General features: G+C 68.4%; 21 protein-coding genes. 8 read left to right on the top strand and 13 right to left on the bottom strand.

The annotated features are described in order from the left end of the window. Nucleotides 1-88: 88 nt before the first annotated feature. The 5 genes from ABDZ81_RS04610 to ABDZ81_RS04630 form a co-directional block, all read right to left on the bottom strand. Nucleotides 89-451 carry a hypothetical protein gene (locus ABDZ81_RS04610; protein WP_343772697.1) on the bottom strand — a complete coding sequence of 121 codons (363 nt, stop codon included), beginning with the start codon at nt 449-451 and terminating at the stop codon, nt 89-91. A 159-nt stretch (nt 452-610) separates the two neighbouring features. Further along, on the bottom strand, nt 611-2044 hold the full coding sequence (locus tag ABDZ81_RS04615; protein ID WP_343772698.1) for a proton-conducting transporter transmembrane domain-containing protein: 1434 nt from the start codon (nt 2042-2044) through the stop codon (nt 611-613). 194 nt (nt 2045-2238) lie between these two features. Continuing rightward, entirely contained in the window at nt 2239-4896 is a 2658-nt protein-coding gene (locus ABDZ81_RS04620) for a DUF2309 domain-containing protein (RefSeq protein ID WP_343772699.1), read from the bottom strand. A 249-nt stretch (nt 4897-5145) separates the two neighbouring features. Beyond that, nucleotides 5146-6918 (bottom strand): nitrite/sulfite reductase, encoded by a 1773-nt coding sequence (locus tag ABDZ81_RS04625; RefSeq protein ID WP_343772700.1) that lies wholly within the window; start codon nt 6916-6918, stop codon nt 5146-5148. 383 nt (nt 6919-7301) lie between these two features. Further along, nucleotides 7302-7844, bottom strand: a complete 543-nt coding sequence (locus ABDZ81_RS04630; protein ID WP_343772701.1) for a peptidylprolyl isomerase — start codon at nt 7842-7844, stop codon at nt 7302-7304. Between the two features lie 543 nt (nt 7845-8387). Here ABDZ81_RS04630 and ABDZ81_RS04635 point away from each other — a divergent pair. Next, complete coding sequence (locus ABDZ81_RS04635; protein WP_343772702.1) at nt 8388-8546, top strand: HVO_A0556 family zinc finger protein; 159 nt, start codon at nt 8388-8390, stop codon at nt 8544-8546. Between the two features lie 11 nt (nt 8547-8557). On the opposite strand, the gene ABDZ81_RS04640 is transcribed toward ABDZ81_RS04635, so the two are convergent. From ABDZ81_RS04640 to ABDZ81_RS04655, 4 genes are all read right to left on the bottom strand, one after another. After that, the gene (locus tag ABDZ81_RS04640) at nt 8558-9529 is read right to left on the bottom strand and encodes a cobalamin-binding protein (protein WP_343772703.1); all 972 of its coding nucleotides are present in this window, start codon (nt 9527-9529) and stop codon (nt 8558-8560) included. Nucleotides 9530-9623: 94 nt separating this feature from the next. Then, nucleotides 9624-11447: a S9 family peptidase gene (locus ABDZ81_RS04645; protein ID WP_343772705.1), complete on the bottom strand. Its 1824-nt coding sequence runs from the start codon at nt 11445-11447 to the stop codon at nt 9624-9626. A 105-nt stretch (nt 11448-11552) separates the two neighbouring features. Then, the gene (locus ABDZ81_RS04650; RefSeq protein WP_343772706.1) at nt 11553-13067 is read right to left on the bottom strand and encodes a carboxypeptidase M32; all 1515 of its coding nucleotides are present in this window, start codon (nt 13065-13067) and stop codon (nt 11553-11555) included. Nucleotides 13068-13196: 129 nt separating this feature from the next. Then, nucleotides 13197-14315, bottom strand: a complete 1119-nt coding sequence (locus ABDZ81_RS04655; RefSeq protein ID WP_343772708.1) for a M20 family metallopeptidase — start codon at nt 14313-14315, stop codon at nt 13197-13199. 274 nt (nt 14316-14589) lie between these two features. On the opposite strand from ABDZ81_RS04655, the gene ABDZ81_RS04660 reads away from it, so the two are divergent. Continuing rightward, on the top strand, nt 14590-15705 hold the full coding sequence (locus tag ABDZ81_RS04660) for a GNAT family N-acetyltransferase (RefSeq protein ID WP_343772709.1): 1116 nt from the start codon (nt 14590-14592) through the stop codon (nt 15703-15705). Nucleotides 15706-15852: 147 nt separating this feature from the next. Next, nucleotides 15853-16929 carry a TylF/MycF/NovP-related O-methyltransferase gene (locus tag ABDZ81_RS04665; protein WP_343772710.1) on the top strand — a complete coding sequence of 359 codons (1077 nt, stop codon included), beginning with the start codon at nt 15853-15855 and terminating at the stop codon, nt 16927-16929. Here the strand turns inward: ABDZ81_RS04665 and ABDZ81_RS04670 are convergent, their stop codons facing one another. Next, nucleotides 16930-17250 carry a DUF7553 family protein gene (locus ABDZ81_RS04670; RefSeq protein ID WP_343772711.1) on the bottom strand — a complete coding sequence of 107 codons (321 nt, stop codon included), beginning with the start codon at nt 17248-17250 and terminating at the stop codon, nt 16930-16932. Next, nucleotides 17243-17497: a glutathione S-transferase N-terminal domain-containing protein gene (locus ABDZ81_RS04675; RefSeq protein WP_343773369.1), complete on the bottom strand. Its 255-nt coding sequence runs from the start codon at nt 17495-17497 to the stop codon at nt 17243-17245. The genes ABDZ81_RS04670 and ABDZ81_RS04675 overlap by 8 nt, the downstream gene beginning before the upstream one ends. A gap of 132 nt (nt 17498-17629) precedes the next feature. Between ABDZ81_RS04675 and ABDZ81_RS04680 the strand changes: the two genes are divergently transcribed. Both ABDZ81_RS04680 and ABDZ81_RS04685 read left to right on the top strand, forming a co-directional pair. Beyond that, a complete protein-coding gene (locus tag ABDZ81_RS04680; RefSeq protein ID WP_343772713.1) occupies nt 17630-17998 on the top strand; it encodes a DUF8147 domain-containing protein in 369 nt (122 codons plus the stop codon). A 189-nt stretch (nt 17999-18187) separates the two neighbouring features. Continuing rightward, complete coding sequence (locus tag ABDZ81_RS04685) at nt 18188-20062, top strand: PINc/VapC family ATPase (RefSeq protein WP_343772714.1); 1875 nt, start codon at nt 18188-18190, stop codon at nt 20060-20062. Nucleotides 20063-20081: 19 nt separating this feature from the next. Here ABDZ81_RS04685 and ABDZ81_RS04690 read toward each other — a convergent pair whose 3' ends face one another. Further along, on the bottom strand, nt 20082-20399 hold the full coding sequence (locus ABDZ81_RS04690) for a hypothetical protein (RefSeq protein ID WP_343772715.1): 318 nt from the start codon (nt 20397-20399) through the stop codon (nt 20082-20084). 667 nt (nt 20400-21066) lie between these two features. On the opposite strand from ABDZ81_RS04690, the gene hisS reads away from it, so the two are divergent. The 3 genes from hisS to ABDZ81_RS04705 all read left to right on the top strand — a co-directional run bounded on the left by hisS (nt 21067) and on the right by ABDZ81_RS04705 (nt 23958). After that, on the top strand, nt 21067-22374 hold the full coding sequence (gene hisS / locus ABDZ81_RS04695) for a histidine--tRNA ligase (protein WP_343772716.1): 1308 nt from the start codon (nt 21067-21069) through the stop codon (nt 22372-22374). A gap of 152 nt (nt 22375-22526) precedes the next feature. Then, nucleotides 22527-23039, top strand: coding sequence for a hypothetical protein (locus tag ABDZ81_RS04700; protein WP_343772717.1), 513 nt, complete (start codon nt 22527-22529; stop codon nt 23037-23039). Nucleotides 23040-23271: 232 nt separating this feature from the next. Further along, nucleotides 23272-23958 carry a glutamine amidotransferase-related protein gene (locus ABDZ81_RS04705; protein ID WP_343772718.1) on the top strand — a complete coding sequence of 229 codons (687 nt, stop codon included), beginning with the start codon at nt 23272-23274 and terminating at the stop codon, nt 23956-23958. A 21-nt stretch (nt 23959-23979) separates the two neighbouring features. On the opposite strand, the gene ABDZ81_RS04710 is transcribed toward ABDZ81_RS04705, so the two are convergent. Further along, nucleotides 23980-25038, bottom strand: a complete 1059-nt coding sequence (locus ABDZ81_RS04710; protein WP_343772719.1) for an NAD(P)-dependent glycerol-1-phosphate dehydrogenase — start codon at nt 25036-25038, stop codon at nt 23980-23982. Between the last annotated feature and the right edge of the window lie 41 nt (nt 25039-25079).

Here is a 25079-nt window from a genome sequence, read left to right on the forward strand (position 1 = left end):
CAGTTCATAGCGTGTTCTCGTACGCCACCGAATAGAAGTAGTATCGCGGCGCCTTCAGACGTACTGCGTCACTCCTCGATGGCGTGTGTTAGTGCCGGTGTTCGTTCTGTCGTTGGGCTTCCGAGATGAAAAGCAGAAACGCAATCGTTCCCATGAATAAAACCACAAATGGGAGCGTCGTATCGCCTTGTTGCCCGTAGTACTGTGCGAGCGCCATCGGACTCACACAGAGGCCGAACAGGCCAATAGCGTAGCCGAGCTTGTCTATTGGGTTGTCGAATTGGGTAGCACTGCCAAGGAGGGAAATATCGTATGCAAAATAGAAGTACCCCGCACCAGCGTAAACCGCCGCTATCCCTGCCCCGATAAACCAGTTAGTGGAGAGAAACCAGTACGTACCGAGTCCCACTAACAGCCCACAGAGGACGGCGAGGGGGAGGTTCTTGTCCATATCAGCAGTGTATCGAGTAGACGTATAACCCTGGTGCCAGTTGGATAAGTTCGATGTGCGCGGATGTCTTTCTGCAGACGTTGGATTCGCGGTTCCACTGATCGGGCCGTCGAGTGCAGCCGAAAAAGAAGGACCACAGGGAGCTGCCGATCGCTCGCGCTACTCGCTCCGCGTCGGGATCGTCTTCGGATCGGGCTGGGAGGAGTTCAGCAACGCGACGTAGAGGCGACCGTTCTCGCGGTGCCAGCCGGTTTCGAGCGCGATGTGGCCGAGCACGAACAGCCCCAGCACGAGCCAGTGGATCGGCGTCATCTCCAGGTGGGGATGGATCATCGGCAGCCCGCCCATCATCGCGGAGATGCCGTTGTAGATTCCGGCGTACACCGCGACGGCGGGCAGCAGGGACAGCGGGATCGCCACCGCGCGGGCCAGCGGCGATAGCGACGCCTGCCCGACGAGCGTCCGGGTGCCCCGCAGCGCCGAGAGCACGACGATCGCGGTGAGGAACACGCCCGTCCCCGGCCCAGTCAGGCTCTTACCGGTGAGCTGGGCGAACAGCACGCCGGCGGCGATCGCCGCGAGGACGCCGACGCCGAACGTGAGCGCTTTCGATCCGGCACCCTTCTTCGATTTCTTCGGCGGGACCTTCTCGACGCGGGAACCGACCGAGAGGAACATGTACGCCTTGTAGAACCCGTGGACGATCAGGTGCGTGACGGCCGCGGCGAAGAAGCCGAGCCCGCACTGCAGGATCATAAAGCCCATCTGGGCCACGGTCGAGCAGCCGAGCCGCCCCTTCGCGGAGGGCTTGACCAGCATCCACGCCTGCGCGAGCACGGCGCTGACCGCGCCGGCGACGACGACCACGAGCATGACGACGACGTCGCCGGCGAACACGGGCGCCAGCCGGCTCAGCAGGACGCCGCCGGCGTTGACGAAGCCGGCGTGCATCATCGCGGAGGCGGGCGTCGGGGCGGTCATCGACGACAGTAGCCAATTGTGGAACGGGAACAGCGCGGACTGGATCATCGCGGCGCTCAGGATCAGCCCGGCGGCGACGGCGGTGGTGGCGGGCGACAGGCCCGCCACGTTCGCCAGGATTTCGGAGATGGCGGTCGCCCCGGTCGCCGCGCTCAGAACGGCCAGCCCGGCCCCGAGCAGGACGCTTCCGGCGAGGAAGTACCGGCGCGCGAGCCCGCCGGCGGCGTCGGCCTGCGGCCAGTCCCGGACGTGGCCGATCAGGTCGGCCATGATCAGCCCCATCGACGTCCACGCCAGAACAAAGAGGGCGACGTGGTCGGCCGCGGTCAGCAGCATGACGACCAGCGTCAGCAGGAAGACGAGGCCGAAGAAGCGCTCGACGTCGGGATCGGCGGCCATGTACCGACGCGAGAAGCTGTGGACGATCCCGCTGAAGAAGGCGACCGCCACCCACATGACCGCGGTCAGCCCGTCGATGCGGACGATTCCGTCGATCGTCAGTACGCCCCCCGGCCCCGCCATCCACGCGGCGACGGCCGCGTTGACGACGAACAGCGCCCAGACGAGGCGAGTCGATGCGCTCGGCAACCAGTTCACACGTTTGGCGGACATCCGTTTCTACTCATCAAATGTCCATTGTATCGGTTAAATCCTCTGTATAAGACCAACTGCGATCGTTTAATCCCTAAAACAGAGCTATATATGGACAAACTGTGTTCGCACGTCCAGTTCTTTCGTGCGCTCAGTGATGCCGGTGCGCCCCCGTCGAGAAACCGTCGCCGAAGAACGGCCCGACCGGTCGGTTCTCAGTCCGCGGACGCCGGCGGCGCGGCGGCGGGCGGGACCTCCCGCTCGGACTCCCACTCCAGATCGCCCCGGTAGTGGAACGCCTCGTTCCCTCGTTCGGGGTCCAGCACGGTCAGTTTCAGCCAACCGTTGTCGAAGAGTCGGCGGACCGCCTCGTTCTCGCTGAGGATCCGTTCGATCCGATCGACGGGCGCCTGAATCAGCGTCGTCAGGCGCAGCGGCGAGTGGTACGCCTCGCCGGCGTCGTCGTGGAGCGACTGGAACGGCAGCCCCATCCGGATGTCGCCGCCGTTGCCCTGGTAGACGCCGACCTTCCCGACGGGGTTGTGCGTGACCTTCGTGCCGCTCCCGTAGACGTCGTTGTCGACCGTCGAGAAGTAGTACTGGGCGCTGATCATCTGGACGACGACCAGCGGTCCGACCATGATGTTCTCGAGGGCGTCGCCGTCGGGGTCGGTCGCCCAGTCGTACGTGTGGAGGAAGGCGCGCCCGTCGAGGTCGGCGTCGCTGGTCAGCTCGCGGCGTCCGATGACGAACCCGGCGTTACCCGAGAGGCCGATCTCGGGGCGCGGTTCGGCCCAGTCGGCCGCGCGACGCTCGGTCTCCCGCGCGCTCTCGGCGGGCGCCTCGCCGTCGATCGTCTCGACGCGCTCGGCGGTCGCACCCTCTCGGGCCGTCTCGAGATCCGCTTCGAGCCGCTCGAACACGTCGGGATGGCGCTCCCGGGCGTCCGCGTCGGCAAAGAGGGTGACCTCGTCGGTCGTCGTGTTGTGCTCGGCGGCGACGAACACCGTCTCCTCGGGGATCTCGTGGCCGCGCTCGCGCAGGTTCGCGCGGACCTCGGGGTCGTTGCAGATCTCGGCCAGCGCGCGGGCGTTCGGGACGCCGGAGCTGCCGGCGCAGGCGCCGCAGTCGATGCTCGACTCGTAGGGGTTGTTCACCGTCTGGCTGGCGTGGCCGGCGAACACGACGACCGGTGCAAACTCGTCCCAGCCCATCAGATCGAAGGCGGCCTCGGCGTAGTAGGTGCGCTGCTCGGTCGAGATCCCCGCCGGGAGGTCGTGTTCGGGTTCGAGCGCGAGCGTCTCCTCGGCGGCCGTCTCCGAAGACAGCTCGTCGGCGGGCGGCGACGCGGTCCCGGGTTCGGAGTCGTCCTCGCCCGCCTCGTCGGGATGGTCGACGCCGGGCTCGCAGAACGCCTCGTCACGCGGCGCGCCCGCGTTCTCCCGGAGGTCGTACATCCGCGAGGGCAGCAGGGTCCGGGCGGTCAGCGCCGCGCCGAAGAACCCGCCGGCGCCCTCGACGAAGCCGAACGCGCCCGCGACGTCGTTCTTGAGCGACTTCATCAGCTTGTGGCCCGCGTGGGACAGCGAACTCCAGCGGTCGTGGCGCTCGGCCGGCGCGTCCTCGGTCGGACGCTCGGCGACGCGGTGCTTGGGATCGACCATCACCGGGCAGGAGTCGGTCGAGACGTGCTCGCCGTACTCCTCGTGTCTGATCGGGATGCCGAAGAAGCCGGCGTACCCGTGGGTCTCGTAGGGCCCGGAGTCCTCGATGTGCCGCCGGATGATCTCCGAGCGGGTGTCGATGCAGAACACGAGCTGGGCGGCCGGCGCGTCGACGTCGCCGCCGCTGGACGCCGGTTCCGGGTCTGCGTCGGCCACCGTCTCGCCGCCGTCGGGCGACGCCGTCGCCGCCGCGGCGTCGGCGGACCTCGGCGTCGGCGCGTCGGCGTCCGCCTCGGAACCCGACGTCGACGCGCCGACCGACGCGTCGACGGCGTCGACGAGATCCCGCCGGTAGCTCTCCTCCCAGGCGTCGAGCCAGACCTCGGGGAGCGGCGGCTCCTCGTCCGCGTCGCCCGTGGACTCGGCGCTCGCCTCGGGCGCGATCGGCTCGCCCATGTGCTTGGCGAGGATCAGGCGCACCGCGAGGTAGTCGACCAGCGTGATCGGGTAGGCGTCCTGCCAGGGGTTGTTCTCGTCTTGCTCGCGCTGCTTGATCAGCCCGGTCCAGCCCGGCAGCGCAGCGAGGTGGTGCTCGAAGATCTCCTCCCAGCGCTCCTCGGAGTGGTCGGCGAGGACGGCGTACAGCGCCTCCATCGCCGTGTCGGGCAGGTCGGTCAGCCGGTCGCGGTAGAACGACGCCACCGGCGTCTCCGACGCGGGGATGTCGGCGTCGTACTTCGCGAGGGCGCTCCAGGCCGCGTAGAACCCCTCCTCCCGGTTCGGCATGGCCCACGCGGTCTCGCCCTGATCGAGGAATGCGGCGAGCCACTTCGAGAGCAGCCGGTCGAGGGGGTCGTCGCCAGCCTCGCCCGGAGATTCGTCTTCGGCGTCCGCCATCCGGTCGAGCAGCGCCTCGGGGTCGTCCTCGAACCCGGCGGCAGCGAGGCGCTCGGACAGCAGATCGGGGTCGATCTCGCCGCGCTCCCAGGCCCGCCGGAAGTAGTCGGCGGGCGGGTAGCCGCGGCCGCCGTAGAGCGCTTCGCCCCGCGTCACCGCCTCGTCGAACGGCAGATCCTCGAATCCCGACAGCGGGTTGGCCGCCACGTCTGCGTACAGCGGCCAGACCCGGCCGATGCTCTCGGCCGCGTTGTCGACGCGAGCGCGCACCGAGTGCGGCCCAACAGTGCCCGAGTGGTTGTCTTCACTCATTTGCTCTGGACGAACGTAGACCAACAGATAAGAGTTCTGTATGTATACAGTATTAATCCGCGTACGTCCTAAAACACTATTATCGCGGAGCGGCGTCCGCGCCGATCCGGACAGCGCACGGGCGGGACTGTTCGGAGTCTCGTCCGATCCCGAATCGGAAGATGGGCGCAGCGGAAGAAACGGGCGTCAGTCGTCGGACTATTCGTCCGATATCACGATCACTCGGCCCGTACGAGCACTCGCGACCGATTAATCGTCGGACGGAAGCGGCTCGCCGCTCGGATCGGTCGGCGCCGGGCTCTCGCCGTCGGCGAAGGGGTACCACGACTGCTTGGCGTCGTTGAGGCAAGGATCCTCGTACCCGTCGGCCTCCTCGGGCTCGGCCAGCTCGACCAGCGCCTCCTCGCCGGTGGCCTCGACCCACTGGCGGAACGTCTGGCCCTCCTGGCGGTGGGCGGCGAACGCCTGGGTGAGATTCTTGATCAGCCCCGGCACCTCGTCGGCGGGGACGCGCTGGCGGATCCAGTCGATGAACGTCGGCTCCTCGCCGATGCCGCCGCCGACGCCGACGTCCATCGCCTCGACCATCTCGCCGTCCTTCCGGGCGCGCATTCCCTGAAGGCCGATGTCCGCGGTCATCGCCTGCCCGCAGTCGGCCGTGCAGCCCGAGTAGTGGATCTTGATGCGCTCGACGTCGTCCTGCAGGTCGACGTTCTCGCGGAGCCAGCGCAGCATGCGGGCCATGCGCGCCTTCGTCTCCGTGAGCGCGAGCCCGCAGAACTCCGTGCCCGTGCAGGCGACGGCGCCGCGCTGGAACGGGTTCGGCTCGGGCTTGTGGGTTTCCAGCAGCGTCTCCTCCAAGAGCGCGTCCAGATCCTCGTCGGGAACGTCCATGATGATCGGGTTCTGGCGGCGGGTGAGCCGCACCTCGCCCGAGCCGTACTCCTCGGCGAGGTCGGTGAGCTCGATCGCCTCCTCGGCAGTGATCCGGCCGACCGGCACGCTCAGGCCGACGTAGTTGCGGCCGTCGGGCTGGTCGTGGACGCCGACGTGATCCGACTTTCCGGCCTGAACCGGGCGACCCGCGTTGTACGTGTACTCGTCGCGGACGTCCTCGCCGGCCTCCCGTAGCTCGAAGTCGACGTAGTGCTCGTCGAGCACCTTGCGGATCTTGGTCGTGCCCCAGTCGTCGACGAAGAACCGGGCCCGGTTCTTGTTGCGATTTTCGCGGTTGCCAAGCGCGTGGTACAGCTCGACGAAGCCCCGAACCAGCTCGTAGGCGTTGTCCGGCGTGACGAACACGTCGAGCTCGCGCGCCTCGCGGGGTTCGCGACCACCCAGGCCGCCGCCGACGCGGACGTTGAATCCGCGGACAGCTTCCCCGTCGATCTCCTTCTCGGCGGGTTCGAGCCCGACGTCGTTGATCGAGTCCTGCGCGCAGCCCTCGCAGCAGCCCGTGACGCTGATGTTGAACTTCCGGGGCATGTTCGCGAGCGCGTCGTCGCCCCGCAGGTCCTCCTGCAGGCGGTCGAGCAGCTCGCGCGTCTCGACGAGTTCGTTCTCGTCCTTGCCGGCGACGGGACAGCCCGAGATGTTGCGCATCGTGTCGCCGCCCGCCGAGCGCGTCGTGACGCCGACCGATTCGAGCTTGTCCCAGATCTCGGGGACGTCCTCGAGCTTGATCCAGTGGAGCTGGACCGACTGGCGGGTCGTGAAGTCGATCCAGGCGTCGCCGAACTCGGGGTTCTCGACGGGCCCTTTCGCGTACTCGTCGGCGACCTCGGCGATCGCCCGGAGTTGGCCGGGTTCGAGCATCCCGTCGCAGTTGGTGAGCCGCATCATGAAGTAGCTCTCCTGGCCGGAGCGCTGGTGGAACACGCCCCAGAACTTGAACCGGGAGAACCACTTGTCGGCCTCTTCGTCGGGAATCGACTCCCAGCCCTTCTCCGCGAACTCGAGGAGCTTTTCGCGCACTTCGTCGCCGTACATTCCGTCCTTCCACTTCTCTTTTTTGTGAGGCATGATTTGAGGTTCCGTCTGTGTCGGCGTTTGCGGATGGATTAACCAAACGTCCGCGTTTTCACGATATTGGGTACTGGATGTTCACTTATAGAAGTGTCTCTTTAACAAACTGTGTTATTCGGCTGTTCGTCGAGAGAACGTCGAATGTTCTAGGACCTAAATGCTCTTCGAGCGGTTCAACGGCGGATTGCTCCGGGCGGGAACGGTGAAAGACTGGACGAACGTCGAACGCGGTCGGTCGGGAGATCGACGGTCGATAGCGGCGCAGCCGGACGCCGTGCGCGCCGCTGCGCGGCGTCAGTACTGCGGTCCCGAAGCTATCAGAACGTCGGCGTCGGGCGAAAGAAGGGGGCGGCGATATCGACGGTTCGAGAGCGGCGTCGTTACTCGTCGTGGACGGTTACGGACTCCAGCAGAACCTCCTCGTTGGGGTTGTCCTGCGCGTCGGTCGGCACGGAGCCGAGCTCCTCGACGACGTCCATGCCGTCGGTGACCTTGCCGAAGACGGCGTGGCGGCCGTCGAGGTGGGGCTGGGCGGCCAGCGTGATGAAGAACTGCGAGCCGTTCGTGTCCGGGCCGCTGTTGGCCATCGAGAGCACGCCGGGGCCGTCGTGAGAGAGGTCGTCGTGGAACTCGTCTTCGAACTCGTAGCCGGGGCCGCCGCGGCCGGTGCCGGTCGGGTCGCCGCCCTGGATCATGAAGTCCTCGATGATCCGGTGGAACTCGACGTCGTTGTACAGCGCGTCGCCCCGCACCTCGCCGCTCTGGGGGTCCTCCCACGTCGTCGTCTCGGGCGCGGGCTCGTCGTCCGCGGCCGGGTCGTGTTTCGCGAGGTTGACGAAGTTCTCGACGGTCGTGGGGACCTTCTCGTCGTACAGCTCGACCTCGATGTCGCCGTGCGTCGTGTGCAGCGTTGCGTCGCTCATACCCGTCCGGACGGCCGTCGCACTGAAAAAGGCTTGCAGTGTCGCCGCGAGCGAGAGACGCGACACCTCGCCGCGGGACCGAGGACGCTAACCATCTCGGTACTCGAAGTTGCATCCCTTCGAAAGCCAGAATCGTCTACCAACTATCGTGTGTAATCTCGGGTTACTCGCCCGTGTGAGTAGTTAACTGCAGCAAGATGCCGACAGCGCTCGCGCGACACCGACAGCGGGCGCGCGTCACGGCCCTTCGGCGGCGTCTCGGCGCGTCGCTACCTCGTGACTCCGTCCGCGGCGAGGGCGAACGATACCTCCGCGAGCGTACGCGGTTTCAGGGCGTCGCCCCGAAAGCCGGAGTTATTCGTTCCGTTCGCGACCGTTCGGTCGGCATCCCCCGTATAACAAACCGGCTCCCGCTCGTACGTCCGACCGAGTACGCCGGACGAGCACCGTCCGGCACCGCACCACCATGTCACCACACTCTCACCGACTCGCGCGTTCCGCACCGACGCCGCAACCGCCCGCGATCGAGGGAGGTGTCTGATCGTGGCGACCGTCGACAACCGCAGCGTCCTCCGGAACCTGGAGGGCGACGAGTGCCCCTGGACGGAAGACTGCTCGGGGGAGCTCGAACGCGGGGAGTACAAGGACACCGACGCGCTCGTCTGTCCGAACTGCGACACCCCGATCGTCCGGGTCTGGTAGCGGCGTCGAACCTACTCTTCTTCCGCACTGACGCGACCCGCGAGACCGGAGAGCGGCGTCACCACGTCCGCGGAGGGATCCGGTCGACCGTCGGCCGCCGCGCCCGACGCCGAAATTCGGTCGGGATGGAGCAGCGCCGCTAGATGTTCGAGCGTGTCGACCAGCCGCGGCCCCGGGCGGTTCACGAACTCGTGGCCGTCCATCGCATACGCGCGGTCGGTCTTGACCGCACGCAGATCATCCCATCCCGGCCTCGCGGTCAGGTCGTCGAGGTTCTCGCGGGTCTGGGCGAGGTCGAACCCGCAGGGCGCCGCGATCAGCACGTCCGGGTCGTATTCGCGGATCTCGCCCCACTCGCGGGGCCGCGAGCGCGCGCCGGGATCGGCCAGCCCGTACTCGCCGCCCGCCCACTCGACCAGTTCGGGCACCCAGTGGCCCGCCACCATCACCGGGTCCATCCAGTCGAGGATCGCTACCGAGGGACGCTCTGCGTCCGGAACGCTGGCGGTGGCATCGCGCACGGCGTCGATGCGGGCTTCGAGGTCGTCTATCAACTCCGCGGCGCGCTGTTCGCGCCCGGTCGCCCGCCCGATCCGCTCGATATCCTCCAGCACGTCCCCGACGCTGTGGGGGTCGGTAGTGAGAATCTCGGGATCGGCGTCGATCCGGTCGACGGCCTCGGCGACGAGCACCGAGTCGACCGCGCAGACGTCGCAGATCCCCTGCGTGACGATCAGATCCGGGTCGGCACGGTCGAGCGCCTCGACGTCGATCTCGTAGACGCCGCCGTGGTCCCGCTCGGCGCGGACGACCTGCTCGTTGATCGCCTCGCTGCTCGCCCCGGCGTCGATCCGCGACCGGTTGATCGACGGCCGCTCGGCGGCCTCGGGCGGGACGTCGCACTCGTGGGAGACGCCGACCGGCTCGATCCCCAGCGCGTAGACGATCTCGGTCCCCGAGGGCAGCAGCGAGACGACGTTCATGGGTCGACTCTGGGACGGCGCGGTGTTAAAGCTGTGTTCGGCCGCTCGAAGGGGAACAACCGCAGTTGGTCACCACAAACGTCGTCGAAAGCCCCTACAGCCGCCGATCCAGGAAGTCAGCCAGGATCTCGAACAGCCGGATCTTCTGGTCGATATCCGACGAGGCGTGGCCCTCCTCGCCGAGTTCGACGTACTCGAAGTCGCCGTCCTCGCCCTCCGCGAACCCCAGGTCGAGCAGTTCATCCCGGAAGATACGGGCCTGCGAGACGGGGACGCGGCGGTCGTTGACGCCGTGGACCATCAGTAGCGGCGCCGAGAGGTTCTCGGCGTGGGTGACGGGACTACGATCGCGGTAGAGGTCGGGGTTCTCCTCGGACGTGCCGATGTTCTTCTCCAGCAGCTCCGTCCGGTAGTGGGGCATCGTGTTCTCGTACATGTCCTCCAGGTCGGTCAGGCCGATCCAGGCCACGCCGGCGTCGTACAGCTCGGGATACATCGTCATCTGGCAGTACGTCGAGTAGCCGCCGTAGGAGCCGCCGAACGCCGCGATCCGGTCCTCGTCGATCCACTCCTTCTCGCCCAGTAGCCGTGCGCCTTCGGCGATGTCGGCCTGCTCGTCGCCGCCCCAGTCGTCGTACAGCAGTTCCACGAACTCCCGGCCCCGGCCGGTCGAGCCGCGGTAGTTCACTTCCAGCACGCTGTACCCCTGGCTGACGAGGAACTGGGTGTACAGATCGAAGCTTCGGGTGTCCTGGCCGCGCGGGCCGCCGTGGGGTTTGACGATCGCCGGCGAGGGCCGTTCGCCCGAGTCGTACAGCAGCGCCTCGATCTCCAGCCCGTCGTGACTCTCGAACGTGAAGAACTCGGCGTCGGCGAACCGGTCCGGATCGAGGTCGCCGTACTCGGCTTCGAGCAGCGGCTCGTACTCGTCGGCATCGAGGTCGTACGCGAGCAGTTCCGGGCGCCGGTCGGCGGTGGTCTGGGTGAGCAGCACGCGGTCGTCCCCGAGGACCGGGTCGCCGCCCTGACGACCGTGGTACTGCGTGACGCCCTCGGGGACGTCGAGTTCGCGCCCCTCTCCGGTCGCGACGTCGTACACCAGCGGGACGACCGCGGCGTCGCGCGTCCGGTGAGCGAGGAAGCGATCGCCGTCGGGCAGAAAGGCGACCGGTTCCTCGACGGCGTCGAGGTCGCCGTACCACGTCACTTCGTCGGCGTCCAGGTCGTAGACGCCGCAGCGCGAGAGGTCTTCGGTGTTGTCCGAGACGAGCAGCCGGTCGGCGTCCGGACCCCAGTCGGCCGGGGCCGCTTCGGCCCCCGTCTCTCCGATTTCCAGGTTTCGGGGGTCCGAGCCGTCGACGTTCGCGACGTACGCGTCCACGTTCTCGTAGACGTCCGTCTCGTTGGTCGCGTACGCCATCCGGTCGCAGTCGGGCGAGAGCAGGCCGCCGTAGGCGGCGCGCTCGTAGTCGGTCACCTTCGCCGTCTCGCCGGTCGACAGGTCGTGGCGGTAGAGGTTCATCTGGCCCCCCGCCGAGGAGCCGACCAGCAGCGTCTCGCCGTCCTCGCCGACGTCCGCGAGCGCGACCTGCCCGTCCATCTCGACGACGGGCTCGACCGATCCGTCGCGGTCGATCGCGTACACGTCGTTTTGCTCGTTGCCGGCGTCGTCGAGGTGAAAGTACACCCGCTCGCCGTCGGCGTCCCATTCGAGGGGCCAGCGGGCGTTGCGGGGCACCTCGCCGTCGCTGACCTGCGTCAGTTCGCCGGTCTCGGCGTCGAGCAGGTGGAGCTCGTTCCGTCCCGTGACGTCGTAGTAGATCGCCACCTCGTCGCCGTCGGGCGACGCCGTCGGATGGTGAAACGTCGGGAGGCTCGCGAGTTCTTCGAGGAGGTCGCGGTCGCTGTCGTCGGTCATACCTTCACGTGCAGCCGTTCCAGCGATAAATGTACGTGCAGCGGAAAGAACCGAGGGCGTCGATCGGGGCGGCGCGGTGCAGACGGAGAGGCTCGACGCCGGGCCTCAGACGCCGTATAGCTCGCCGTACTTCTCGGTGACGTGATCGACGAAGTAGTCCGCGGTCAGTTCCTCTCCGGTCGCGCGCTCGATCAGCTCGTCGGTGGTGTACCGGCAGCCGTGGGAGTGGACGTTCTCGGTGAGCCACTCGTGGATCGGCTCGAACTCGCCCTCGCGGACGAGCTCGTCGACGTCCAGCTCCTCGCGGACGGCGGCGTCGATCTGGGCGGCCAGCACGCTGCCGAGCGTGTACGTCGAGAAGTAGCCGAAGCTGCCGTGGCTCCAGTGGATGTCCTGCAGGCAGCCGTCGGCGTCGGTGTCGGGGCGGATCCCGAGGTACTCCTCGTACTTGTCGTTCCAGGCCTCGGGGACGTCCTCGACGTCTAGCTCGCCGCGGATGAGCTGCTTCTCGATCTCGAAGCGCACCACGATGTGCATGTGGTAGGTCAGCTCGTCCGCCTCGACGCGGATCAGGTTATCGTCGTACACCTGGTTGGCGGCCTCGTGGGCTTCCTCGACGGTGACGTCCTCGATCTGGGGGAACTGCTCTTTCATCGCCGGCAGCATCAGCTCCCAGAACGCTCGGGTGCGCCCGACGTGGTTCTCCCAGAACCGGGACTGCGATTCGTGGACCGAGAGGTCCCGGGACTCGCCCAGCGGCGTCCCGTAGTGCTCGTCGGGCAGGCCTTGGGTGTAGGTGGCGTGGCCGAACTCGTGGACGGTGCTCAGCAGCGCGCCCATCGGATCGTCCTCGTTGAACCGCGTGGTGATGCGGGCGTCGAACTGCGTCCCCGACGAGAACGGGTGGGGCGCGGTGTCGAGCCGGCCGCGGTCCCAGTCGTAGCCCAGCTCGTCGAGCACGTCGCGGACGAACGACTCCTGCTTGTCCTCCGGATACTGGCCCGAGAACGCGTCGGTAGCCAGATCGGCGTCCGAATCCGCGACGTCGTCGATCAGGGGCACCAGCTCCTCCTTGAGCCGGGTCAGCACGCGATCCGCGGTGTCGATGTCGAGGTACGGCTCGTACTCCGCGAACAGCACCGCGTAGGGGTCGGCGTCGGGATCGACGTGCTCGGCGTACTCGCGCTTGAGCTCGACCAGCTTCTCCAGGGTGGGCGCGAAGATCGAGAAGTCGTCCTCCTCGCGGGCTTGCTTCCACTTGGGGTGGGCCTCGCTGGTCGTCTTCGAGATCTCCTCGACGAGCTCGGTCGGCACGCTCGTCGCCCGGTCGTACTCCCGGCGGACCTCGCGGACGTTCGCGCGCTGGTCGCCGTTCAGGTCGGCCGCTTCCAGCGCGTCGAGGTACTCGCCGGTCTCCTCGTCGGTCAGCAGCTCGTGGCTCACCGCCGAGAGCGCCGAGAGCTGCTGGGAGCGGGCGGGCGTGCCGCCCTCGGGCATCATCACTTCCTGGTCCCAGTTGAGGATCCCCGCCGCGTTCCGGACGTTCGTCAGTCGCTTGACCGTGCCGAGAAACGCCTCGTACTCCTCGGGCGTCTCCTCCGCTGTCGCGTCTGTTGCCATGGTCGCGAGTTAGAGGGCGACCACGTATGAATCCAACTGTCGCAGAAGATCATTCGGAATACGGCGACGAATCGGCCGACGGCAACGCGTCGACGGCCTCCCTCGACCGACCGCCGCGCGACGACGTCACTACTCGGCCGGCCACAGCTCGGCGACGCCGCGGTAGAGCTCGTAACACCGCTCCAGCACGTCGAGCGAGACCGACTCGTCGGCGGTGTGTGCCTCGCCCGGTTCCGCCGGGCCGCAGACCACGCACGTCGTTCCCGCCTGCGCGAGCCACCCGGCGTCGGTGGCGTGGGGCTTGGTCACGAGTGCGGGCTCGCCCTCGGCGTCCCCCGGGACGGCGTCGTGCGCTTCCGCGGCGGCGTCAAGCGCGGCCTCGGCGAACGCGTCGTCGTCGCAGCGCATCGGCGGGAGATCCTGCTCGATCTCGACGTCGACGCCGGAGACCGTCTCGACGCGCTCGATCGGTGCGCGCTCCCCCGGAACCGTGCGCTCGTCGACGGTCACCTCGCAGGCGTCGGGGACGACGTTCCAGGCCGTCCCTCCATCGATCTCCGTGGCGACGAGGCTCCCCGAGAGCTCCTCGCCCGCGACCTCGACAGTCGGCGGTGCGATCGCGCGCAGCTCGTCGACGGCGTCGGTCGCGCGGTAGATCGCGTTCTCGCCCTCCTCGGGACTGCTCGCGTGCGCGCTCGCCCCGCTCGCGCGGATCGTGCTCGCGCGGCGACCCTTGTGCGCCACCGCCACGTCCGTCACGCCGGGCGCCGAGTAGCCCGTCGAGCCCTCGCCGACGACCGCGTAGTCGGGCGCAAACCCCTCGTCGATCGCCGCGCGGGCGCCGACGCCGCCCTGCTCCTCGCCGGCGAAGCTGGCGAAGACGAGCTCGATCGCGGGCTCCGCGTCGCGGAACGCCAGTAGCATCGCCGCCACGGCGCCTTTCATGTCCGCGCTCCCGCGGCCGTACAGTCGGCCGTCGCGGCGCTCGACGGCGTATTCCGTCTCGCCGCCGTCGGTCTCGTCCACGACCTGCGAGTCGTCCGGCGGCACGACGTCGTGGTGGCCGACGAGCGCCAGCGACCGATCGCCGTCGCCCGTCCGCGCGATCACGTTTCCGCTGTCGTCGATCTGCACCGACGCCGCGGTCTCCTCGGCCAGCCACTCCGCGATCGCCTCGCCCGCCTCGCGCTCGTCCTCGTGGCTCGGGATCGCGACGAGGTCCGCCGCGAGTCGATCGAGTTCGTTCACGCCCGGACGTTGTCCCGCCGCAGCAAAAATTCGTGGCTACCGGAGCGAGGATGGCGCGGCTGCGACGCCGTCGCAGCCGCCTCCCAGAAACGAACGCGCCACGCGATGGTGCGAACTGGCTGCGACGAGTGGCGGGTTGCGTTCGGTCGGTTCGCGTAGGTCCGGGTTGCTCGCGGATACTGACTGGTTCCGTACCCGACGCACGCGAGCTTACTACGCCGGCTTCTAGCTACCCGCGCCATTACTTTGGGTGCTACGCGGGTTCAGTGACACGATGCACAGCGACGCGCTCGACGCCACGTACGAGGTGCGCCGGTACCGTCCGGAGGATCGGTCCGGCGTGCTCGCCCTCGACGAGGCGGTGTGGGACCGCAACAGGGGCGGGCGCTGGTTCGACTGGAAGTACGGCCAGAATCCCTACGTCGACCACGTGCCGCTGTTCGTCGCGGTCACCGACGACGAGGTCGTCGGCGCGCGTCCGTTCATGGCGTTTCAGCTGCGGGCTGGCGACGAAACCGCGCTGGCGCTCCAGCCCGCCGACACGATGGTCCACCCCGACCACCGCCGGCAGGGGCTGTTCACGCGGATGACCGAGCGCGCGCTGGAGTTCTACCGCGAGCGCGGCGTCGAGCTGTTCTTCAACTTCCCGAACGAGGCGTCGCTGCCGGGCTACCGCAAGCTCGGCTGGCGATCGGTCGACGACAAGCGCACGTTCTACCGGGTCCAGAGCCCCGACGCGTTCGTCCCGCAGTACGCAGACGGCCGGGCGGCGACGCTGCTGGGACAGCTCGCCGCGCCGATCGTCCGGGGATACCACGATGTCCGAACCGAGCTCGCCCAGCCGCCGCCCGAGCTGTCGGTCGACCGGCGGGCGGGCGTCGACGCCGAGGCGCTGACCGAACTGTATCGGCGGAATCCGCCGAGCCAGCTCCACGCCCGCCGCGACGTCGAGTTCTACGAGTGGCGCTTCGACAGCCCCGTCTGGTCGCACTCGACGTACGTCGCCGCCGCCGACGGCGACCCCGCCGTGGGGCTGGTCACGCGCACCCGGACGACGAACGACGACATCGCGATCGCCCAGATCGCCGAGGTGGTGCCGATGGACGGCGGCCGGCGCTGGCGCGAGGGCGTGGCGGAACTGCTCGGCGACGCGCTGGGCGACCACGCCGACGCCGACGTCGTCGCGATCACCGGCGCGGTCGTCCCCGACGACGTGCTGACCGCATACGGCTTCTCGCCGGACGATCGCCTGCCCCTCTCGAAGTTCTCCGACCACCGCTGCGCGCTGGTCGTCCGCCCGCTCGACGGCGAGTCGTGGTCGCTCAACGGCCGGGATCTCACCCGGTCGGTCAACTGGCTGCTGAGTTACGGCGAGCGGGACACGACCTGAGTGGCGGCGCTGGCGGCGTCAGCGACGGCGAAAGCTTGGATTACCGCAGGATAGCGTCCGGCTTGAAGTCCCGATGCCGATGGTAAACGCCGACCGTTTTCAGAATGGCTGATAATAACAAACACCGCTCGTCGGAACGCTCAACCGATGCGATCGCGCCAGTCAGACACAGCCTCCGATTCGACGCCCGGCCTCCATCGGCCGACAGAACCCGATCAGCCGTCCAGTCCCGATAGCGGGGAGCCGTCCGCGTCCGGGCCGCCAGAGGACGCCGATCGATCGCCCGATTCGACCGCCGAGGCCGCCGGTCCGGACGCGTCCGATTCGACCGGCCGGATCTCGGCCGCCGTCGCCGCCGCGCTGCGGTGCTACAGGCTCGCGCTACTGGTCGCCAGTCTCCCCGTGATTCTCGGCGAGTACCTGCGCCCGGAAAACGGCGCGCAGTACGGCGTCGGCGTCGCCGACAAGCTCGTCCTCGCGGGGAAGATGCTGCGGAACAACCGCGCGATCCCGACCGGCTCGTCGTTCGTCGAACATCTCGTGATGGCGACGGAGGTGCTCTCGACGCCCCGAGACGTCGAGGGGACGATCGTCGAGTGCGGGGCGTACAAGGGCGGGAGCACCGCCAACCTCTCGCTGGTCGCCGGGCTGTGCGACCGCGATCTCGTGGTGTTCGACTGCTTCGAGGGGATGCCCGACCCCGGCGACGCCGACGCCGAGCACCTGCTGGTCGCCTCCGAGCGCGTCCACACCTACGAGGAGAACTCGTGGTCGGCTTCGCTCCGAGAGGCCGTCGACAACATCGAGCGGTACGGCGATCCGTCGGCGGTGACGATCCGCCCGGGCTACTTCGAGGAGACGATGCCGGCGTTCGACGAGCCGGTCGCGCTGGCGTTCCTCGACGTCGGGCTGCGCTCCTCGGCCGAGACGGCGGTCCGGGAGCTGTGGCCGCTGCTCGGCGACGACCGCTACCTGTTCACCCACGAGGCCAAACACATGGAGATCGCGGGGCTGTTCTTCGAGCGCGAGTGGTGGCGCGAACATCTCGACGCCGACCCGCCGGGGCTCGTCGGCGCCGGGAGCGGACTCGGCCTCCATCCCGGCGCGAACGGCTTTTCCAGCTTGCTCGCGTACGCCCGCAAGAACCCCGACACCGGGGCGTTCGACACCGTCGCCGAGACCGGCGAGGACAACACCGTCGACGCCTCGGTCCGCAAAAACTGATCAGGACTCGGGCGCCTCGTCCTCGGCGTCCCGCTGGACGCGTCCGAGCCGTTCGAGCGCGTCGCGAAGCCGCTCGTCGGTCTCCGGCGCGGCGTCGCTGCGGAGTTCGACGAGTTCGCGCTGGATCGACTCCAGGCGGTCGGGCCGCGCGTCGGTCTCCGCGCCCTGCATCCGATCGAGCGCCTCCGCCACCTCGTTGAGCGGGTCGTTCAGTTCCGGCTTGGCGTCCTCGCGGGCGTGCTGGAGCCGGCTCTGGACGGCGTCGAGTTCGTCGGCCGGTTCGTGGCCGTCGTCGCTATTTTCGTCCGGCGAGTCAGGCATAGTGCTCCTCCAGATGCGCCACGATGTCGTCGCTCTCGTAGAGCGTCGTCTCGCGATCCGCGTCGACGAGGTAGGGAATTTGATCCTGTCCGCCTTCCTCGACGAGCCGGCGATGGCTCGTCTCGTTTCGCACGTCGCCGTCGACGCTCCGCGGGTTGTGGATTACGTAGGTAACGCCCAGCTCGGCGAGTTTTTCGCGCACGTCGGTCGAGTGGGGGCAGTCCTCGTCCTGGTAGAGTTCGAGCACGTGGGCAGGTACGGCGTCCACGCCCGTCAACGCTGTTCGCCGTTGGATTGAACGTCTCGCTGACAGTCTTTTCGTGTCGCTCGACCGTCGGATGTGCGCGGTTTTTTCACGGGTCGCGCTCAGTGAGAGGATATGAACGCTCGAACCGCGCTCTCCGCGCTGGGGGTCGGCGCCGCGATATTTCTCGCCGTCGGCGCCGCGGTGACCATCGCGCTCGACGCCAACACGTCCTACTCCGCGCTCGTGGGGGTTCCATCCGGGCTGCTCGTCGGCGTCTGCGCCGGGATCTTCGCCTACGTCGCGCTCGCGCGCGGCGTCACCGCACGGTTCCGCCGCTCGCTGCTCTCGACGGCCGGCGGGGGGTACGCCGCGGTCGGCGTGCTCGTGGCCTGGAACCTCGTGCCGTCGGTGCGCGCGGCCGTCTCGGTCCGGGAGGTCGGCGCGGTCGCCGCGGCGGCGCTGGCCGTCGCCTACGTCGCGCTGGTCGTTCGGGAGCGGTGAGCGCGGACCGATAGTCCGGCCGTTTCGGATCGCTGCCATCGCGGCGCGCTGGCGCGTCGCGGTACCGCTACGGCGCCGCCGCACGATGCCGCGCCGACGCCGCCGCACGATGCCGCTGTGGCATCGACGAACGCCACCGCCGGCGGGCCGTTGGACACCCTTTTCAACGTACGGGCCCGAGATGGCCGTATGAACGTAGTTCCGGACACGAGCGTGGTCATCGACGGCCGCGTGTCCGATCGCGTCGAGAGCGGCGAGTTCGACGGTGCGACGATATCGGTCCCCGAGGCCGTGGTCGCGGAGTTAGAGGCCCAGGCCAACGAGGGCCACGACAGCGGCTGGAACGGGTTAGAGGAGCTCCAGCGGCTCGCGGAGCTGGCCGACGCGGGCGACGTCGACCTGAAGTACGTCGGCGAGCGCCCCGACGCCATCGAGCGGGGTCACGCCAGCGAGGGCGAGATCGACGCGCTCATCCGCGATCTGGCGGCCGATCTGGGGGCGACGTTCGTCACCAGCGACATCGTCCAGAGCGAGGTCGCCGAGGCCAAAGGGCTCGACGTCGAGTACATCGCCCCCGAGACCGAGGACGTCGGGACGCTGTCGGTCGAGGAGTACTTCGACGACCAGACGATGAGCGTCCACCTCAAGACCGACACGGAGCCGATGGCCAAGCGCGGCGAGATCGGCGACATGCACTACGAGTCGATCCGCGAGGGCGTCCTCTCGGAGTCGGAGATGAAGGAGATGGTCCAGGAGGTCGAGAACGCCGCCAAGGAGTCCTCCGAGGGGTTCATCGAGCTTTCCGAACCCGGGATGACGATCGTCCAGTTCCGCGACTACCGGATCGCGATGGCCCAGCCGCCGTTCGCCGACGGCGTCGAGATCACCGCGGTGCGGCCGATCGTCCAGACCGACCTCGACGACTACGAGTTCGCCGACGAGCTGCGGGATCGGCTCCAGGAGCGCCAGCGCGGCGTCCTGATCTCGGGGTCGCCCGGCGCCGGGAAGTCGACGTTCGCGCAGGCGGTCGCGCACTTCCTCGTCGACAACGACTACTCCGTCAAGACGATGGAGAAACCGCGCGACCTCCAGGTCGGCCCGGAGATCACCCAGTACACCGAGCTCGGCGGCGACATGGCGCTGACGGCCGACTCGCTGCTGATGGTCCGCCCCGACTACACGATCTACGACGAGGTCAGGAAAACGGACGACTTCGAGGTGTTCGCGGACATGCGCCTCGCGGGCGTCGGCATGATCGGCGTCGTCCACGCGACGCGGGCGATCGACGCGCTCCAGCGCCTCGTGGGCCGGGTCGAACTCGGCATGATCCCCCAGGTCGTCGACACCGTCGTCTACATCGAGGCCGGCGAGGTCCACACCGTCTACGACGTCACGACCGAGGTGAAGGTGCCCCACGGCCTGATGGAGGAGGATCTGGCTCGCCCGGTGATCGTCATCCGAGACTTCGAGACGGGCGAACCCGCCTACGAGATCTACACGTTCAACCGCCAGGTCGTCACCGTGCCGCTGAACGACGACGAGGACGGCGACGAGGCCGGCGTCGACCGCATCGCCCGCCAGGAGATCGAACGCGAGATCCGCTCGATCGCGCAGGGCCACGTCGACGTCGAACTCAAGAGTCAAAATAGCGCCGTGGTGTACGTCGAGGACGACGACATCTCGACGGTCATCGGCAAGGGCGGCGGACGCATCCAGGACGTCGAGAACCGGCTGGGCATCGACATCGACGTCAGGACGCACGACGAGAAGCCGCCGGGCGCCGGTGCGGGTGGCGGCGGCAGCGCGGGGGGCCAGTCCGGCGGAGACTCCTCGGGCGGCGGGGCCGGCCAGATCGTCCAGCCGGAGATCACCTCCCAGCACGTGATCGTCCCCGTCGAGGGCCACGCCGGCGAAACTGTGGAGATCCAGGCCGACGACGAGTACCTCTTCACCGCGACGGTGAGCCGCGGCGGGGAGGTGCAGGTCTCGCGGGGCAGCGCCATCGCGGAAGAACTCGAGCGCGCGATCGACCGCAAGCGCCGGATCACGGTCGTCCCGTCGTAAAGCGGTCGGCGCCGATCGGTTAGTTTTCGCCCGCGTCGACGCCGCCGAGCTGCGCCTCGATGTCCTGCAGTAGCACCGTCACCGCCTCGGCCCGCCGGTACTCGGCGTCGTTCGATCCGCGGGCGTCGGTGACGCGCTCGACGAGTTCCTCGTCCGGGTCGCTGTCGGACAGTTCGAGCACGCGCTCGCAGACCGTGGCGGACAGCTCGGGGACGAACGCCGAGACGCTCTCCCAGCAGTCGTCGTTCGTCGGCGCTCCGTCGGCGCGCTCGCGGGCGTCCATCACGAGGTTGTCGATCAGCGCGTCGTACTGCTCGGGGCTGTCGAGCTGTGTCATTGGCGGACGGTGGGGGCGGCGGCGGATAAAACTCGCGCAGCCGGCTAGGAGATGTTGCTACCGCAGTTGTGATCGCTGTGTTCTCCGGGATAGTACTGGTTTCCAACACCGCCCCGAAAGCCCCCGCCGCGCTCGACCGGTTGCGACTCGCTGCGCTCCTCGCCTTCGGCTGCGGTGCTTGCATCGTCTCACCGGGTCGAGCGCGGCGGCCCCTTTCATTCCACCCAAGCAGCAGCCTCGTCCTCCCCAACCGATTCGCTCGCTCCGCTCGCTCATCCCTCGCGCGACGCTGTCTCGCCACGAGGGCTCGACAGCGCGCGCCACCGCAACCGCAACGGCCCGGCGCGCCCCCCGTGGCGCGCCGACGGGGAAGGGCCGGGCCGCGCGTGGTCGCCCTTGAGCGACCCGCGCATGGCGGTTGCGGTGTTTCCTGGTGGACTGAAAGGGCGAGGTCCGGTCGACGGTTCTCGGACGGCCCTATCCGACCGAAGGGAGGATATCCGGGCGAGAACCGTCGAGCGGGCCGAGGGCTTTCGGGGTGGTATCATCAGTAGCTGTTGCAATTGCTGGGAGCGGGCCGAGGGCGTTCGAGACGTTCTCGTCAGTAGCTGCAGGAGCCCATCCTCGAAAGGCAGGTTTCAAGCGGCCCCTCGGCGAATCACTCGATATGTACGACCGCATCAAGGGCTTTCGCGACTTCTACCCCGACGAGATGCAGGCTCGCCGGCAGGTCTTCGACGAGATCGAGGACACCGTCCGTGCCTACGGGTTCCGAGAGATCGACACGCCGACCCTCGAGCCGGCCGAGATGTACATCGACAAGAGCGGCGAGGAGATCGTCGACGAGCTCTACAGCTTCGAGGACCAGGGCGGCCGTCACGTCGCCCTGACGCCCGAGCTGACGCCGACGGTCGCGCGGATGGTCGTCGCCAAGCAACAGGAGCTCTCGAAGCCGATCAAGTGGTTCTCGACGCGGCCGTTCTGGCGCTACGAGGAGCCCCAGCAGGGCCGGTTCCGCGAGTTCTACCAGACCAACGTCGACATATTCGGGTCCAGTAGTCCGGACGCCGACGCCGAGATTCTCGCGGTCGCGGGCGACATGCTGACGAACCTCGGTCTGGAACAGTCCGACTTCGAGTTCCGCGTCTCCCATCGCGACATCCTCGGCGGCCTGCTGGAGACGTTCGAGGACGATGTCGACGTGCGCGAGGCGATCCGCGCGGTCGACAAGAGCCAGAAGGTCGAGCAGGCGGAGTACCACGACCTGCTCGTCGGCGCCGGGCTGAGCTACGATCAGGCCGAGCAGTTCGACGAGCTGCTCGACGTCGAAGAAGAGAACCTCGACGAGCTGATCGAGTTCGCCGGCACCGAGCGCATCGAAGAGGCCGTCACGAACCTGCAGAACGTGCTCGACGCCGCGGACGACTTCGGCGTCCGCGAGCACTGCACGCTCTCCCTCGAAACTGCCCGCGGCCTCGATTACTACACCGGCGTCGTGTTCGAGTGCTTCGATTCGACGGGCGAAGTCTCCCGGGCCGTCTTCGGCGGGGGGCGCTACGACGACCTGATCGAGAGCTTTGGCGGCCAGCCCACGCCCGCGGTCGGCTTCGCGCCGGGCGACGCCACGCTCTCCTTGCTCCTCCAGCGCGCCGGCGTCTGGCCCGAGGAGGCCCTCTCGACCGACTACTACGTGCTGCAGGTCGGCGACACCCGGCCCGTCGCGGCGCGGATCGCCCGCGACCTGCGCGAGCGGGGCCACGTCGTCGAGACCGACGTTTCGGGCCGGAGCTTCGGCGCCCAGATGAACTACGCCGACGCGATCAACGCCGAGACGGTCGTCATTGCCGGCGAGCGCGACCTCGAAAACGGCGAGGTGACGGTCAAGGACATGGAGAGCGGCGACCAGACCACCGCGCCCGTCGACGAGTTCCCCGGCGATCGCGAGCGGCCGACGTTCGAGGACTTCGCGGAGTAGTCGCTCCGGATCGCGTTTCTAGTCCGAGAGCGACGCCGCACTGAAGCGGCAGAATATGCCGCGTATATTCAGGAATTCGCCGAGTAAACGTCCAGCGAGGCGCGAGAACCGCTACCGTCTACCGTGGCGTACTGTAGCACGGTGACGAACCAATGACTGCACAGTATCGAGCGGAGACGGCGGAGAGAGAAATTCACCACGAGGGGAGCCTCCGGATCGGCGGCCTGCTGATGGCGCTGGCCGGCGTCGCCTTTGTCGGCTACGGCGTCGCGTTCCTGGCTCGCAACTTCTTCGGGACGGGGTTCGAGCTCGGCGTCGACACGATCGGCGGGTTCACCAGGGCCGAGCTCGCCGCCCAATCCCCGGAGATCATGCACTACATCGGCCACCTCCACGTCGCCGTCGCGGCGTTCATCATCGCGACGGGGATCGCCGTGGCCGCGCTGGCGTGGTACGGCGTCCGCGGGGGGATGCTGTGGGCGTGGGCGACCGCGGTCGTCGCCTCGGTCGTGGCGCTCGGGCTGGCGCTCCCGCTGCACTACACCGGCGGGTTCGCCCACGACGCGGTGGTCCACCTCGGGCCGATCTACCTGGCGACGGGCGTGTTCCTGATCGGCACCGTGCTCGCGCTGTACTCGCTCCTGCCGACGGCGCGGGGCGCGTGACCTGGCGGCCGCGGCGATCGAGCGAGGAGAGCGACGACCGAGTCGCTCTCGACTGTTACTTCGGAAAATAAAGGAAGGTCACTTCAATTTCTACACGAAAGGAGCAAAATCCTGAGCAGTCATGTCTGTGGATCGGGACGGATCGGATTCCCTCGAGCCGGGCCCGACGTTCCGCCGCCGCGAGTTTTGCGCCGACCGGCCGCTTGATGCCGTCTCCGGACCCAGTTCCGCCGTGCACGTTCACCACCTCCAGCACGTCCCCTACGAGCCGCCCGCGGCGATCGCCGACTGGGCGCGCGACCGCGGCCACGAGCTGACGGGGACGCACCTCCACGACGGCGAACCGCTGCCCGAGCCCGACGAGTTCGACGTTCTGGTCGTGATGGGCGGACCGATGGGCGTCTACGACGACGAGGAGTACCCCCACCTCGTCGACGAGCGCGAGCTGATCCGCGCCGTCCACGAGGACGGCCGGCCCGTCCTCGGCGTCTGCCTGGGCGCCCAGCTGCTCGCCGCGGCGCTGGGCGCCGACGTCTACCCGCACGAGCGCTCCGAGATCGGCTGGTTCCCCGTCGAGGCGACCGACGCCGCCGCCGAGTCGCCGCTGGCGCCGCTGGGTGAGTCCTACGAGGCGCTCCACTGGCACGGCGACACGTACGACCTGCCCGAGGGCGCGACGCAGCTCGCCCGGACCGAGACCTGCGAACAGCAGGCCTTCACCATTGGAAACTCGCTGGGGCTGCAGTTTCACCTCGAAGCGACGCCGAAGAGCGTTCGCGATCTGGTCGACGCCGCCGGCGAGCTGGGCGACGGCGAGCACGTCCAGTCAGAGGATGAGTTGCTGGACGTCGGCGCGCCGTACGAAGCGTGTCGCGAGGGGCTGTACGAGGTGCTGGATCGGCTGGCGGCGTCGGCCTGAGAACCCCACGTCCGCCGGCGCTCAGATCACGTCCGTCTTCTCGGCGACCGACCGCGCCGCCGACTCCTCGATGCCGTCGCCCAGTATCGTGTAGCGGTCGCGGATCTCGTGACAGGTCGACAGCGCCTCGACGACCTCGTCGGGCTCCAGGTCGAGTTCCGCCGCGGTCGTCGGAGCGTCGATGCTATCCAGCGCCCGGCGGATGTCCCGCCAGATGCCGTCCTCGCCGCCGTGGAGGTAGGCCGTCATGATCGAACCGACGCCGACCTGGTGGCCGTGGAGCGCTCGACCGGGGGCGATCCGGTCGAGCTGGTGGGAAAAGAGGTGCTCGGCGCCGGAGGCCGGCCGCGAGGAGCCGGCGATCGACATCGCGACGCCGGAGGACACCAGCGCCTTCACGACGATCCACGACGATTCCTCCAGGCCGGGGCGGATCGAGTCGGCGTTGTCGACCAGGATTTCGGCGGTCATCTCCGAGAGAGCGGCGCCGTACTCGGAGTACTGGACGCTCTTGAGCCGGTCGGCCAGCCGCCAGTCCAGCACGGCGGTGTAGTTGCTGATGATGTCCGCACAGCCCGCCGTGGTCAGCTCCCAGGGCGCGTTCGCGAGGATCTCGGTGTCGGCGACGACCGCCAGCGGCGGCTCGGCGGCGACGCTGTGGCGCGTGTCGCCGTCCGGCACCGACCCGCGGTTGCTGACGATCCCGTCGTGGCTCGCCGCCGTCGGCACCGAGACGAACCCGCGGCCGACGTCGTCGCTGGCCATCTTCGCGATGTCGATCGCCTTCCCGCCGCCGACGCCGATCAGGAACCCGGGATCGACCTCGCGGGCGGTGTCGATCACGCGCTGGATCGCCTCGAAGCTGGCGTCCTCGACCTCGACGATCGCCGGGTCGACCCCCTCGGCTGCGAACTGCTCGACGATCCGGTCGGCCGCGATCTCGCGGGGCGTCGGGCTGGTGACGATCAGCGGCCGACCCTGGAGGTGGAGCTCCCGGACGGCCTCGACCGTCTGGTCGATGACGCCGTGGCCCACCAGCACGTTCCGCGGCAGGCGGATCCAGGTAGACTTCTCGAACATACTGGGGCGAAGACACCCGAGTGTGAAAAGGTTGCCCCGAG

The organism is Natronoarchaeum mannanilyticum (genome assembly GCF_039522665.1).
GTDB classification, from domain to species: domain Archaea; phylum Halobacteriota; class Halobacteria; order Halobacteriales; family Natronoarchaeaceae; genus Natronoarchaeum; species Natronoarchaeum mannanilyticum.